This is a genomic window from Nocardia sp. NPDC050412, assembly GCF_044458825.1.
Lineage (GTDB): Bacteria > Actinomycetota > Actinomycetes > Mycobacteriales > Mycobacteriaceae > Nocardia.
This window is the reverse complement of the sequence record NZ_JBITIJ010000018.1, coordinates 1-13,462: the sequence shown is the minus strand read 5'-3', so window position 1 is coordinate 13,462 and position 13,462 is coordinate 1. Positions and strand designations below refer to the sequence as shown.

Annotated in this window: 12 protein-coding genes; 11 read left to right on the top strand and 1 reads right to left on the bottom strand. The window is 66.7% G+C overall.

Annotated features, from left to right (window positions below; translation table 11 throughout):
• The first annotated feature begins 43 nt into the window (after positions 1-43).
• From ACIBI6_RS34905 to ACIBI6_RS34885, 5 genes are all read left to right on the top strand, one after another.
• A complete protein-coding gene (locus tag ACIBI6_RS34905; RefSeq protein WP_396959186.1) occupies positions 44-1,249 on the top strand; it encodes an MFS transporter in 1,206 nt (401 codons plus the stop codon).
• Positions 1,250-1,269: 20 nt separating this feature from the next.
• A complete protein-coding gene (locus ACIBI6_RS34900; RefSeq protein ID WP_364353022.1) occupies positions 1,270-2,265 on the top strand; it encodes a prolyl oligopeptidase family serine peptidase in 996 nt (331 codons plus the stop codon).
• 60 nt (positions 2,266-2,325) lie between these two features.
• The gene (locus ACIBI6_RS34895; RefSeq protein ID WP_364353019.1) at positions 2,326-3,183 is read left to right on the top strand and encodes an arylamine N-acetyltransferase; all 858 of its coding nucleotides are present in this window, start codon (positions 2,326-2,328) and stop codon (positions 3,181-3,183) included.
• Between the two features lie 108 nt (positions 3,184-3,291).
• Entirely contained in the window at positions 3,292-5,040 is a 1,749-nt protein-coding gene (locus ACIBI6_RS34890; RefSeq protein ID WP_364353016.1) for a penicillin-binding transpeptidase domain-containing protein, read from the top strand.
• Positions 5,041-5,154: 114 nt separating this feature from the next.
• Positions 5,155-6,813, top strand: coding sequence for a protein kinase (locus tag ACIBI6_RS34885; protein ID WP_364353014.1), 1,659 nt, complete (start codon positions 5,155-5,157; stop codon positions 6,811-6,813).
• 26 nt (positions 6,814-6,839) lie between these two features.
• Here the strand turns inward: ACIBI6_RS34885 and ACIBI6_RS34880 are convergent, their stop codons facing one another.
• Complete coding sequence (locus ACIBI6_RS34880; protein WP_396959182.1) at positions 6,840-7,697, bottom strand: helix-turn-helix transcriptional regulator; 858 nt, start codon at positions 7,695-7,697, stop codon at positions 6,840-6,842.
• 143 nt (positions 7,698-7,840) lie between these two features.
• Between ACIBI6_RS34880 and ACIBI6_RS34875 the strand changes: the two genes are divergently transcribed.
• The 6 genes from ACIBI6_RS34875 to hisH all read left to right on the top strand — a co-directional run bounded on the left by ACIBI6_RS34875 (position 7,841) and on the right by hisH (position 13,112).
• Positions 7,841-8,881 carry an aldo/keto reductase gene (locus ACIBI6_RS34875; RefSeq protein ID WP_396959180.1) on the top strand — a complete coding sequence of 347 codons (1,041 nt, stop codon included), beginning with the start codon at positions 7,841-7,843 and terminating at the stop codon, positions 8,879-8,881.
• 16 nt (positions 8,882-8,897) lie between these two features.
• A complete protein-coding gene (locus tag ACIBI6_RS34870; protein WP_364353005.1) occupies positions 8,898-9,185 on the top strand; it encodes a putative quinol monooxygenase in 288 nt (95 codons plus the stop codon).
• 189 nt (positions 9,186-9,374) lie between these two features.
• Positions 9,375-10,712: a histidinol dehydrogenase gene (gene hisD / locus ACIBI6_RS34865; RefSeq protein WP_364353002.1), complete on the top strand. Its 1,338-nt coding sequence runs from the start codon at positions 9,375-9,377 to the stop codon at positions 10,710-10,712.
• The gene (locus ACIBI6_RS34860) at positions 10,709-11,842 is read left to right on the top strand and encodes a histidinol-phosphate transaminase (protein WP_364352999.1); all 1,134 of its coding nucleotides are present in this window, start codon (positions 10,709-10,711) and stop codon (positions 11,840-11,842) included. Before hisD ends, ACIBI6_RS34860 begins: the two co-directional genes overlap by 4 nt.
• 23 nt (positions 11,843-11,865) lie before the next feature.
• Positions 11,866-12,480 carry an imidazoleglycerol-phosphate dehydratase HisB gene (gene hisB / locus ACIBI6_RS34855; protein ID WP_364352996.1) on the top strand — a complete coding sequence of 205 codons (615 nt, stop codon included), beginning with the start codon at positions 11,866-11,868 and terminating at the stop codon, positions 12,478-12,480.
• A complete protein-coding gene (gene hisH, locus ACIBI6_RS34850; protein ID WP_364352993.1) occupies positions 12,477-13,112 on the top strand; it encodes an imidazole glycerol phosphate synthase subunit HisH in 636 nt (211 codons plus the stop codon). The genes hisB and hisH overlap by 4 nt, the downstream gene beginning before the upstream one ends.
• Positions 13,113-13,462: the final 350 nt, after the last annotated feature.

Here is a 13,462-nt window from a genome sequence, read left to right as displayed (position 1 = left end):
CTCCTGCCGTACCAGTACGAGAATTTTCGAACAAGGAGTTGACATGACGACGCTCGCGGCGAAACCGGAAACCGAGGTGCGCCGCGACGGCGCGGTTTGGCTGGCGGCATGGCCCGTGCTCGCGGTGTTCGTGCTCTCGAATGCGCCTACCCCGCTCTATGTCGTGTGGCAGCACCGGCTGGGCTTCTCCTCGGGCACGCTGACCGCCGTATTCGCCTGCTACATCGCCGGATTGCTCGGCGCGCTGCTGGTGGCGGGCGTGGTGTCGGACCGCATCGGCCGCAAACCTGTGCTACTGCCGGCGGTGCTCCTCGCCATGCTCGCCTGCGTCTTGTTCGCCACCGCGAATTCGGTCGCGATGCTGGCGATAGCGCGCCTGCTCACCGGAATAGCGGTCGGCGCGGCCGTTTCGGCGGGGATGGCGGCGGTAACCGATATCGGCGGTCCGGAGCGCAAACGCCTTGCCGCACTGGCGGCCTCATCGGCCATGGTGCTCGGCGCGGGCTTCGGACCATTGCTGGCAGGTTTGCTGTCACAGTTCGTACCCGGTCCGACCGTCACCATATTCATCGTTGAAATCGTCTTGCTCGCTACGGCTTTCGCGGTCTTGGCGCGGCTGGAGCTGCCCAAGGGTGCGCGCGGACGCGGCCCATGGATTCGCATTCCCGCGGTCGCATCGGGTGGGCGCACCCCAGTTCTGCTCGGCATCGCGGTATTCGCACCGGGGATTACCGCGACATCATTCGTGCTCTCGCTCGGCCCCTCGCTCCTGTCGACCCTTTTGGGTGCCACCAACCGCGTGCTCGCCGGCGGCCTGGCCTTCGTCATGTTCCTCGGCGCCACCGGCGTCCAATTCGCGGTGCGGCGGCTGCGCCTGCGCACGATCCTGCTCGGCGGCACGGCAGCCACCCTGCTCAGCACGATCACCTTGGTCGCGGCGCTGCGGTTGTCTTCGATCGCGGTCTTCGCCGCCGCCGCGATCCTCGCGGGGATCGGCCAGGGCTTGGGCCAGTTCGGCGGTCTCACGGCCATCAGCGCGAGCGTGCCCGCCGATCGGCTTGCCGAGGCCAATGCCGCCCAGAACGTCGGTGGCTACCTGCCCGCAGCATTGCTTCCGCTGTCGGCCGGATTCCTCAGTGACGCAATCGGTTTGCCTGCGGGCACGACGACCTTCGCGGGCATTGTGGGAGCGGCAGCGGTGCTCGGCGCGGTATTCGTCGCGACTCGCCCGTTTATCGGACAGCGATAGCCGCATGTCATCATTCCAGAATGAGGCACCTACTGCTGATGCTCGGCTGTGCGCTGTTCGCCGCGGTGTCGACGACAAGTCTTGTCGCACCGTCGGTTTCGGCCGAACCGGAATGCGAGGTCCGAGTCGACGTGCGGCCGGTGACCCTGACGGTGGACGGCGAGGACGCCACCGGCCGGGTATACGAACCGTATAGCTGTGCGGCAGGTGATCTGACGCCGCGCGATCTGGTCATCGCGGTCCACGGCCACGACGGCACCTCCGCCGACTACGCCGAATATCTGACCTCGATCGCCCGCCGCGCCGCGACCCCGATTCTGTCCATGGACGCCCGCAGCACGACCGGCGTCTGGCGCACCGGCGACTGGAATCTGTGGGCGGGCTGGCGCGATATCGTCACCGCCACCCAGTGGTACAAGAACGAACATCCGACGATCGGCCGCACCGTGCTGTGGGGCTGGAGTCAGGGCGGCACAATGAGCGGACTCGCGGTGGCGCACGGCCCGCAGGGACTCTTCGACTATTGGGTCGACAACTATGGGCCCGCGGACGATTTCACCATGTGGCTCGCCTCGGCGGGCGTCGATCCCGCACTGCCCGCTCAGATCGAACGCGATGCGGGCGGCTGCGCCCCGACGGTCTGCCCGCAGGCCTATACCGAACGTTCGCCCGTTCTCCTCGCCGCCCGGATGAGCATGAAGCGTGCCTTCCTCATCCACGGCACCGGCGACGATGTGGTGCCGTACCCGGCGACCCTGGAAATGCGAGCCGGACTGCTCGCCGCGGGCAAACCCACCTCGATGTACACCATCGTCACCGGCCGCGATTTGAACGGCGCCGTGGTCCCTGGCGACCACAGCGTCGGTCCCGCGTACTTCGAGGGCGGCTGCGTCGTCGAGCGCCTGCTGCTCGGCACCGAACCCGTCGACGGACCCGATCGCGACTATCTGGTCGACGTCGCCCGCGACACTGTGGTCGCTCCCGCGGCGCCGCCGGACGCCAAATGCGCCGCCTAGGGAACACTTGTCGCTGTGGTGTGGTTCATCCGGGCAGAACCGTACACAAGGAGAGGTGCAATGAAGCCGAATGACCCCGCTTACCACTGGAACGGCGCGGAATTGGACCTCGACGCGTACTTGGCCCGCATCGGCTACACCGGCGACCGCACCCCGACACTGGCCGCCCTGCGCGCCCTCGTCCACGCGCACACCACCACGATCCCGTTCGAGAACCTGGAGTCCATTCTCGGCCGCCCCGTCCCGCTGGATCTGGAATCGTTGCAGGACAAGATGATCCGGCATCGACGCGGCGGGTACTGCTACGAGAACGTCGGCCTGTTCGCCGCCGCGCTGGAACGGCTCGGCTTCGGGGTGACCGGTCTCAGCGGCCGGGTCACCATGGGCGTAGCCGACGGCCTGCGCCCGGCCACCCACGCCCTGCTGCGCGTCACCACCGGCGATGACGATCGCGTGTGGATCTGCGATGTCGGCTTCGGCTCGGGCCCGCTCGCGCCCTACGAACTGGTCGAGGGCGGCGAATTCGCACTCGGCGACTGGCGCTTCCGGCTCGAACACACCACCGGCGAACTCGATAGCGACCTGTGGGTGCTGCACCAATTCGGCCGCGACGGCTGGATCGACCGCTATACCTTCACGTTGAACCCGCAGTACCGCATCGATTTCGCGGTCGGTAACCACTTCGTCTCCACCGCCCCGCGCTCACCGTTCACCGCCCGGCCGTTCGTGCAGCGCTTCCTCCCGGACGTCCACCACGTACTGGACAACCTCACCCTCATCACCGAATATCCGAACGGCTCCAGCGAAACCCGCGAACTCGAACTCACCGAACTTCCGAAAGTCCTCACCGAGGTCTTCGATATCGACCTGTCCGAACCCGACGCCACAGCGCTCGCCCAGGGGCCTTGGCTCGCCTGAAGTCCGTACATTCGCACCTGTTGCGGTCCACCCGGATCGCGACAGAAGTGCGGCTTCCTCCGTGCGGGCTACCCGAGTTGGTCACGATCGGCCACTAGAGTCGGCGGGGTGCGTGCCAACCGGAATCTTCTCGTTCTGTTCGCAGCCACCGTCCTGGCCCTTGGTTGCAGCTCTGGGCCGGACCAGCCCGACACCGTCGCCGGGCAGTTCGCCGATGCGCTCAGTCGCGATGACGTCGCCGCGGCCGCCGCACTCACCGATGATCCGGCCAAAGCGTCGGATGCGCTGGGCAAGCTTTACGACGGGCTCGGCAAGGATGTGAAATTCGAGGTCCGCAGCGCGGATAAGAACTCCTTCGCCCTCGCCGCCACCTGGAAGTTCGGCAAGGCCGGCAAGAACACGTGGAGCTACACCACCAACGGGTCCGCCCGTGAGTCCGGCGGCGTCTGGAAGATCAAATGGGATCCCGATACCGTCGCACCCGGTCTCGCGCGCGGCCCGCTGAACTACGCCACCACCAATCCGAAGCCCGCGCGTGTGCTCGAGGCATCCGGCGGTGAGTTGATGACCGAGCAGATGGTCACCCTGGTGAACGTCGCCCCGAGTGCCGACACCGCCGCGCTCGCGGCCCTGCTCGCCCCCATCGCCCCCGATATCACGACACAGTCATTGCAATCGGATCTGGCTGCGGCACAGGGCAAGCCGATCACCGCGGTCACCTTGCGCGACGCCGATATCGCCCCGATCCAGACGGCGCTGGCCGCCGTTCCGGGCGTCACCCTGGCACCGCAGACCCGCCTGCTCACGACCGACAAATCCCTCGCATCACCGGTGCTGTCCGGCCTCGCCGAACTCTGGCAGAGTTCCGCCGACGCGGCAGCAGGCTGGGCGGTGCGGGCACAGACCGCGGACGGCACCGAACGCGTCGCCGGTCAGGATCCCGCACCCACCCCGGATATCGTGACCACACTCGACACCGATCTGCTGCGCTACGCGGAGAGCGCGTTGACGCCGATCACCCAGCCCGCCGCGATCGTGGCACTGCAACCCTCCACCGGAAAGGTGCTCGCCGTCGCGCAGAACGCCGCCGCCGACGCACAAGGACCGATCGCGCTCACCGGCCTGTATCCGCCGGGTTCGACCTTCAAGACCGTCACGGTCTCGGCCGCACTGCAATCTGGCGCGGTGACACCCGACACCGTGCTGCCGTGCCCGGCGACCGCGAATATCGAGGGCCGCAGCATCCCCAACGACAACAACTTCGACCTCGGCAACGTGCCGCTGCACACCGCCTTCGCCCAGTCCTGCAATACCACCATGGGTCAACTCGCGGTGAATCTCGCACCGAACGGCCTGACCGATGCCGCGGCACAACTGGGCCTCGGCATCGACTTCGTCACACCCGGTCTGACCACAGTCACCGGCAAGGTGCCGACCGCGGACACCCCGGCGCTGCGCGTGGAATCCGGGATCGGTCAGGGCAAGGTGACGGCCTCACCGTTCGGGATGGCGCTGGTCGCCGCATCCATCGCGCGTGGATCGGTGCCGCTGCCGATGGTCGTCAACGGACAGCCCGGTGTGGCCGATCACACCCCGGCGGCACTGCCGCCGACTACCGAAGAGCAGCTGAAAACCATGATGCGCGAAACCATTACCGGCGGCACCGCCACCGCTCTGCGCGATATTTCGGGCCTGATCGGCAAGACCGGCACCGCCGAGTACCTCGATGACAAGCACGCGCACGGCTGGTTCGTCGGCATCGACGGTGACCTGGCCTTCGCCGTATTCGTCAGCGATGCGAACAGCTCGGGTCCGGCCGTGGAGGCCGCAGGCCGTATGCTGCGTGCACGACATTGAGCAACACTGTCGAATCGGCACTGCATTAGCATTCGGTGTGTTGTGGGCGGCGAATATACCCCCGCTGCCGCGTGCCGAGGATTGCGCCCCGCTACACTCGTGCGGAACGCGTTGATGGTCAATACGCGTGATGTCACGATTTCGAGAAGGTTCGGAGTAGGCGCCATCGATACCGGTCAATTGATCGCGGAGCACTACCGCCTGGTCGAGCGGATTGGTAGCGGCGGCACAGGTGTTGTTTGGCGTGCCATCGACGAACGCCTGCAGCGCTCGGTCGCGGTGAAGCAGATCCACATCAAGCCGAGCCTGCCCGAAGCAGAGCGCGATGTGGTGCGTCAGCGCGCGTTCCGTGAGGCCCGCAATGCGGCGCGCTTCCAGCATCCGAATGCGATCGTGGTCTTCGATATCACCGAGCACAACGGCGATCCGTGCCTGGTGATGGAGTATCTGAAGTCGAAGAGCCTGGCCGGCGTGATCTCCGCGCAGGGCATGCTGCCGCTGACCCAGGTCGCGCGGATCGGCGAACAGGTCGCCTCGGCGCTCATCGCCGCGCATCACGCCGGAATCGTGCACCGCGATGTCAAACCGGGCAATATCCTGCTCGACGACACCGGCACGGTGAAGATCACCGACTTCGGCATCTCCCGCGCCACCGGCGACGTCACCCTCACCGAGACCGGCCTGATCTGCGGTACCGCCGCCTATCTCGCACCGGAGGTGGCGCGCGGCGCCGACCCGACGCCCGCTGCCGACGTATTCGCCTTGGGGGCAACGCTTTTTCACGCACTCGAGGGCGAACCGCCGTACGGTTCCAGCGCCAACCCGCTCGCCGTGCTCTACGCCGCGGCGAACGGCCAGGTGAGCGAACCGCGGCATGCGGGCCCCGCGACCGACTTCCTACTGGATCTGCTGAGCCCGGACCCCACCGAGCGGCCGACCATGCGTGCGGCCCGCGAACATCTTTCCGCGCTCGCCGATTCCGGTTCCGCACCGGTGCACGCCGGATTCGTACCCGCTAGTGAGGCTTTCGGTCGGCACGGTGAATCCGCGACGCGTGCGCTGCGCCCACCCGCGAATCCGACGCCGGAACATCAGCCGACCGCGCGGCAGCCACGTCCGGCACCGCCGCCGCGAAATTCCGCCCGTCCCAACAACTCGGGTGCGTCGCGTCCGCGGACCGCCGCGCATCCGCAGACCGCGACGCAGCCGCGTCCGGCACTGCGCAAGTCCGGTGGCAAGCGCAAGGCCGTACTGGTCGGTGCGACCGTCGGTGCGGTGGTGGCTGTCGTGGCCATCCTGATCGGTGCGCTGAATCAGTCGGGCACCAATACGCCGTCGGTGCAAGCGAGTCCGCCTTCGTCCTCCGCGTCCAAGGGAACCAGTTCCACGGTCGCCGCTGGCGCGCCGGGGCAGACGAAGAGCGTCGGCCAGGCAGACTCGCGGCAATCCATCGATCAAGTGGTGGACTTCTACAACAACCTCATCTATCTGAGGTTCGCGGCTGCGTGGAAACAGTTGACTCCCGCTGCCCAGCGGGTCTACGGCAGTCAGTCGGCCTTCCAGGATTACTGGACGCAGAATCGGGTCACGGGCTTCAACACTGTTGATGCCGCCGATGGTGGTACGGGCACCAACTCAGACGGTTCGGTGGACGTGAACGTGGCCAGCGTGACCTACGCGGGCCAGAACAGGTCGGTGACGCTGCGGTTGATCAACCCTGGCAGCGGGGCCCCACTCATTGACAGCGACACCCGCAGCGGCGACGCTCGCTGAACGAGTTGTCCCGCAACGGGTAGCGCCTAGCGCGATCCGGATCGCACCGACGTCCGCGCCCAAGTCGCCAGCAACTGCAAAGCCGTCGCGCTCGGAGAATCCGGTTCGGTGGTGTGCATGATCAGCGCCTGATCCGGATCATCGGGCAGGCGCAGCGTTTCGAAGCCCAGCTCGAGTCGGCCGACCACCGGGTGCAGGTATGTGTATCGTCCGTGCGTCTTGTCCTTGAGTTCGTGACGCTGCCACATGGCGGCGAAGTCGGCGGATTTCGCGCTCAATTCCTCGATGAGCGAGGCGATTGCCCCATCGCCGGGATTGCGCGCCATATCCAGGCGCAGATACGCCACGACATCGGCGCCCTTGGCCGCCCAGTCCTCATACAGTTCGCGCATCCCCTCATCGAGGAATACCAGCCGGGCCAGATTGCGTTCGTGGGGCGGTAGTGCACCGAAATCGGTAATGAGCGCGGCGGCAAGGGAATTCCAGGCGAGCACATTGGTGCCACGGCCCACGATGTAGGCGGGCACATCGGCGGCGGTGTCGAGCAGTCTGCGCAGTCCGGGGCGGACTTCCTGCTCGGCCGGTGGCTCCTCGCCGGACCACGGCCGCGCCAGCCGATAGAGATGCTCGCGCTCCACCGGATTCAATCGCAGCGCCTGCGCGACGGCATCCAGCACCGACTCCGAAAAATGCAGGGTGCGGCCTTGTTCCAGACGCACATAGTGATCGACGCTGACCCCCGCCACCATGGCCAACTCCTCGCGGCGCAGGCCGGGCACCCGGCGGCGGCTGCCGTAATCGGGCAGGCCGACCTCCTCCGGGCTCAGCCGGGCCCGCCGGGAACGCAGGAATTCGCCGAGTTCGGCACGTCGATCCAGACTCACGTCATCCAGTATCCAGGCGGTTGCCCGGCCGCATCCTGGTCATGCCGTGCCCAGGCTCGCGCGGCGCTGTTTACCGCCACTGGCCGCGACGAAAGTAGTGATCACCGCCGGAACGGTTCCGGCGGTGAACGGAGACGGACACAATGAGCAACACCCGCCCCCTCGGCGACACCGGCATGGACATCACCCCGCTCGGCTTCGGCACCTGGGTCTTCGGCGGATCCGGTTGGGAATACTCGTGGGGCGCCACCGATGACGCTGACTCGATCGCCGCGATTCGACACGCGGTGCACGCCGGAATCAACTGGATCGATACCGCAGCCGCCTATGGCGTGGGCCATGCCGAGGAGGTGGTCGGTCGTGCGCTCGCCGACATCCCGGAGGCCGAGCGGCCCTACCTGTTCACCAAAACCGGTTTGATCTGGGAAGAAGGCGACGACCGTTCCGGCCCGCCGCGCCGGATCATGCGGCCCGACGTGGTGCGCAAGGAAATCGAGGATTCGCTGCGTCGGCTGCGGACCGACCACATCGATCTGTATTTGGTGCACTGGCCGGATACCGACGCGGCCTTCGTCTACGGCGCCGAGGGCGAGGCCAACGACCAGGCGACTCCGCTCGAGGAGTACTGGCAGGTCATGGCCGATCTGAAGAAGGAAGGCAAGGTCCGCGCCATCGGCCTGTCCAACCACGACGCGGCCCAACTGGCGGTTGCCGAATCCATTGCCCATGTCGATGCGATCCAGCCGCCGTTCTCGGCGATCAACCGCTCGGCCGCGGCCGATATCGCCTGGGCACATGAGAACGGAACCGGCGTGATCGTCTACTCACCACTGCAATCGGGCCTGCTCACCGGCACCTTCACCGAGGAGCGCCTGCGTAACCTGCCCGACGAGGACTGGCGCGGTTCGCATCCGGACTTCACCACCGGCCTGTCCGCCAAGCTCGCCCTCGTCGAAGCCATGCGCCCGATCGCGGCCCGCCATGATGTGACCGTCGCCGAGGTGGCCCTGGCCTGGGTAACCGCATGGCCCGGCATCACCGGCGCGATTGTCGGCGCACGTAACGCCACTCAGATCGACGGCTGGCTCGGCGCCCGTGACCTGACGCTCACCACCGACGACCTCGCCGCAATCGAGACCGCCATCACCACAACCGGCGCGGGCACTGGCCCCGCCCGCGCATAACGTCCGAGGAACCACCATGACACTGCATGTCGTCGCCGAATTCCGCGCAAGCACGGGTCGCGAAGACCGCCTGCGCACGGCACTGGAAGCAATGATCGAACCGTCCCTAGCCGAGCCCGGCTGCCTGACCTACCACCCCTACACCGATCCCAACGACCCTTCCCACATGGTCCTCGTGGAGGAGTGGATAACCCCCGAAGCCCTTGACGAACATTTCACGACGCCACACTTCTTCCACGTGCGCGACGTACTCGACCAGATCCTCGCCGAACCGATGATCATCAAGCGGCTCGTCTCGGCCTGACAACCGCCGCGCCCCGGTCCACTATCGGACCGGGGCAGGCGGCCGTACTCCGCGACACATCCGGCGACCGCAGCGGATAGCGGGCGGCGCCGGACCGATAGGCTGGTAACTGGAGCGGGGCGGAAAATACCGACCGCTCGGCGTCGGGCACGGCGTCCAAGGATCAGGACAGACAGGATCGCAGACCTCATGACATCCCGCCTCGAGCTCGCCCGCGTTGATCTGCGCGGCCGTACTCCCTCCGTTGCCGAGCTGCGCACCGCGCTGCCGCGCGGGGGAGTCGACGTGGACTCGGTGCTGCATCAGGTGCGACCGGTGGTGGAGGCGATCCGAGACCGCGGGGTCGCGGCGGCGCTGGAGTTCAGCGAACAGTTCGACGGTGTGATTCCAGCGAGCGTGCGGGTACCGGCGGCCGAACTCGAGGCCGCATTGGAGACGTTGGATCCGGCCGTGCGCACCGCGCTCGAGGTCGCGATCGAGCGAACCCGCAAGGTGCACGCCGATCAGCGACGCACCGATACCACCACCGAGGTCGTCCCGGGTGGCACGGTCACCGAGCGGTGGGTGCCGGTCGAGCGGGTCGGGCTCTACGTGCCCGGCGGCAATGCCGTCTACCCGTCCAGCGTCGTGATGAATGTGGTGCCCGCGCAGGCGGCCGGTGTCGACTCGCTGGTGGTGGCGTCGCCGCCGCAGGCGCAGCACGGTGGGCTGCCGCACCCGACCATCCTGGCGGCCGCGAAGCTGCTCGGGGTCGAGGAAGTGTGGGCCGTCGGCGGTGCACAGGCCATCGCGCTGCTGTCCTATGGCGGTCTCGATACCGATGGCGCGCAGCTCGAGCCGGTCGACCTGATCACCGGTCCCGGCAATATCTTCGTGACCGCCGCCAAGCGTCTGTGCCGCGGCTTGGTCGGCATCGATGCCGAGGCGGGCCCCACCGAGATCGCGATCCTGGCCGATGCCACCGCCGATCCGGTCCACGTGGCCGCCGATCTGATCAGCCAGGCCGAACACGATGTGCTCGCCGCCAGCGTGCTGGTCACCGACAGTGTCGAACTCGCCGATGCGGTGGACGCCGTGCTCACCACCCAGATGACGGTGGTCAAGCACGCGCACCGGGTGCGGGAGGCATTGTCCGGCAAGCAATCCGGCACCGTGCTCGTCGACGATATCGAGCAGGGGCTGCGGGTGGTGAATGCCTACGCCGCCGAACACCTGGAGATCCAGACCGTCGATGCGTCCGGCGTCGCGGCCCGAGTGCGCAGTGCCGGCGCGATCTTCGTCGGTGCTTACGCACCGGTCAGCCTGGGCGACTACTGCGCGGGCTCCAATCACGTACTCCCGACGGCGGGATGTGCGCGGCACTCCTCGGGCCTGAGCGTGCAGACCTTCCTACGCGGTATCCACGTCGTCGAATACACCGAGGCCGCACTCAAAGACGTCGCCGGTCACGTGGTCGCCCTGGCCAATGCCGAGGACCTGCCCGCACACGGCCAGGCCGTACAAGCACGATTCGAGGCACTGGCATGACCCCCGAGATCATGGTGCCCGGCTCCGACATCGGTCTGGACGACCTGCCGCTGCGCGAGAACCTGCGCGGCAAGAAGCCTTACGGCGCACCGCAATTGACGGTGCCGGTGCAACTGAACACCAATGAGAACCCGCACCCGCCGAGCCGGGCTCTCGTCGACGACGTCGCCGAATCCATTCGCGCCGCCGCCGTCGACCTGCACCGCTACCCGGATCGCGACGCCGTCGCGCTGCGCACCGACCTGGCCGAGTACCTAACCCGCCAAACCGGCATCGCGGTGAACACCGCCAACGTGTGGGCGGCCAACGGCTCCAACGAAATCCTGCAGCAGCTGCTGCAGGCCTTCGGCGGACCCGGTCGCAGCGCACTGGGTTTCGTGCCGTCGTATTCGATGCACCCGATCATCTCCGAGGGCATCGATACCGAATGGGTCGAGGCCAAGCGCAATGCCGACTTCTCCCTCGATATCGACTACGCGCTCACCGTCATCGCCGAGCGACGACCCGATGTGGTCTTCGTGACCAGCCCCAATAATCCGACCGGACACAGCATTCCGCAGGCCGACCTGGCCCGGATCCTGTCCACCGCACCGGGCATTGTGGTCGTCGACGAGGCATACGGCGAATTCTCCGCCGAGCCCAGCGCGATCGCCCTTATCGATCGATACCCGACGAAACTCGTGGTCAGCCGCACCATGAGCAAGGCCTTCGCCTTCGCTGGCGGCCGCCTCGGCTATCTGGTCGCCGCCCCCGCGGTGATCGACGCGATGCTGCTGGTGCGGCTGCCGTACCACCTGTCGGTGGTCACCCAGGCTGCTGCCCGCGCGGCCCTGCGCCACGCCGATGAAACCCTCGCCAGCGTCGCCGAACTGGCGGCACAGCGCGACCGGGTCGCGGAAGCGCTGGCCGCCATGGGTTTCGAGGTGATCCCCAGTGACGCCAACTTCCTGCTCTTCGGTCGTTTCACCGACGCCCCCCGCGCCTGGCAGCACTACCTGGACCGTGGGGTGCTGATCCGCGACGTCGGCATTCCGGGATATCTGCGCGCCACCATCGGTCTGGCCGCCGAGAACGACGAATTCCTGCGCGTCAGCGGCACCTTGGCCGATACCGACCTCACTATCCGATGAATCCGCCTGTGGAGGAAGCAAAGATGAATCGCACCGCGCGGGTGGAGCGCGTCACCAAGGAATCGAATATCGTCGTCGAACTGGACCTCGACGGCACCGGCAAGACCGATATCGCCACCGGCGTCCCGTTCTACGACCACATGCTGACCGCGCTCGGCGCGCACGCCAGCTTCGATCTGACGGTCCGCGCCGAGGGCGATATCGAGATCGAGGCGCACCACACCGTCGAGGACACCGCCATCGTCTTCGGCCAGGCACTGGGTAAGGCACTGGGCGACAAGTCCGGCATCCGTCGCTTCGGCGATGCATTCATTCCGATGGACGAGACCATGGCGCACGCCGCGGTGGACGTCTCCGGTCGCCCGTATTGCGTGCACACCGGTGAACCCGATCACCTGCTGCACGCGCTGATTCCCGGGTCCGGACCCGGTGCGCCGTATTCCACCGTGCTCAACCGGCATGTTTTCGAGTCGATCGCGCTGAACGCCCGCATCGCCCTGCACGTGCGCGTGCTGTACGGCCGCGACCAGCACCACATCACCGAGGCCGAGTTCAAGGCGGTGGCTCGGGCACTGCGCGCCGCCGTCGAGCTGGATCCGCGGGTGAGCGGTGTGCCGTCGACGAAGGGGACACTGTGACAACGAAATCCGTCGCTCTGCTCGACTACGGCTCCGGCAATCTGCACTCCGCGCACCGCGCGCTGATCCGGGCCGGGGCGAATGTCGAGGTGACCGCCGACGCCGGTATCGCGCTGGCCGCCGATGGACTCGTCGTCCCCGGCGTCGGCGCGTTCGCCGCGTGCATGGCGGGGCTGCGCGAAGTGAAAGGGGAACGCATCATCGGTCAGCGGCTGGCCGGTGGTCGTCCGGTGCTCGGTATCTGCGTCGGCATGCAGATCCTGTTCGAGCGCGGCGTGGAGTTCGGGGTGGAAACCGAAGGATGTGCGGAATGGCCGGGCGTGGTCGAGCGCCTGTCCGCACCTGTGCTCCCGCACATGGGCTGGAACACGGTGTCGGCTCCTACCGACAGTGTCTTGTTCGCCGGAATGGCGAGCGATACCCGTTTCTATTTCGTGCACTCCTATGCCGCACAAACATGGGACCTGCCACCGAGTGAACACTTCGCCGCGCCGAAGCTCACTTGGGCCGAACACGGAGTCCCATTCCTGGCGGCCGTAGAGAACGGTCCGCTGTCGGCGACGCAGTTTCATCCCGAAAAGTCCGGTGATGCCGGGGCGCAGCTGCTCCGCAATTGGGTGAACTCGCTGTAAACACCCGCTGGCCAGGCGATTTGACATCGTGCACGGCGGTAAGTAACTTTATTCAAGTCAGAGCGACACGGACACCGACCCGGAGCCCAAAGCGCAGCGGAAACGTTGAGCACAGCGGCCTGGGAAACGAGGTAGTACGAGGAGCGCCTGACGATCACACTGGTTCGGAAGGTTCCTGATTTTGTGTCGGGAGTCAGCTGAGCTAAGCTTCACCAAGTTGCCTCACTGAAGCCCCGGATTTACGCCGGAGTGAATGTGTGTGCGTGTGTTCTTTGAGAACTCAATAGTGTGTCGATGAATGTCAGTGCCAAATGTTTTATTTGGTTCCGGCTCCTCATACCCCCGTGTGG

Bases quoted from the DNA above. Each gene is read 5' to 3' on its own strand.
- ACIBI6_RS34860 (WP_364352999.1), top strand. From the start codon at position 10,709: ATGACCCCCGAGATCATGGTGCCCGGCTCCGACATCGGTCTGGACGAC.
- ACIBI6_RS34870 (WP_364353005.1), top strand. From the start codon at position 8,898: ATGACACTGCATGTCGTCGCCGAATTCCGCGCAAGCACGGGTCGCGAA.
- ACIBI6_RS34895 (WP_364353019.1), top strand. From the start codon at position 2,326: ATGAAGCCGAATGACCCCGCTTACCACTGGAACGGCGCGGAATTGGAC.
- hisD (WP_364353002.1), top strand. From the start codon at position 9,375: ATGACATCCCGCCTCGAGCTCGCCCGCGTTGATCTGCGCGGCCGTACT.
- hisB (WP_364352996.1), top strand. From the start codon at position 11,866: ATGAATCGCACCGCGCGGGTGGAGCGCGTCACCAAGGAATCGAATATC.
- ACIBI6_RS34905 (WP_396959186.1), top strand. From the start codon at position 44: ATGACGACGCTCGCGGCGAAACCGGAAACCGAGGTGCGCCGCGACGGC.
- ACIBI6_RS34875 (WP_396959180.1), top strand. From the start codon at position 7,841: ATGAGCAACACCCGCCCCCTCGGCGACACCGGCATGGACATCACCCCG.
- ACIBI6_RS34900 (WP_364353022.1), top strand. From the start codon at position 1,270: ATGAGGCACCTACTGCTGATGCTCGGCTGTGCGCTGTTCGCCGCGGTG.
- ACIBI6_RS34885 (WP_364353014.1), top strand. From the start codon at position 5,155: ATGGTCAATACGCGTGATGTCACGATTTCGAGAAGGTTCGGAGTAGGC.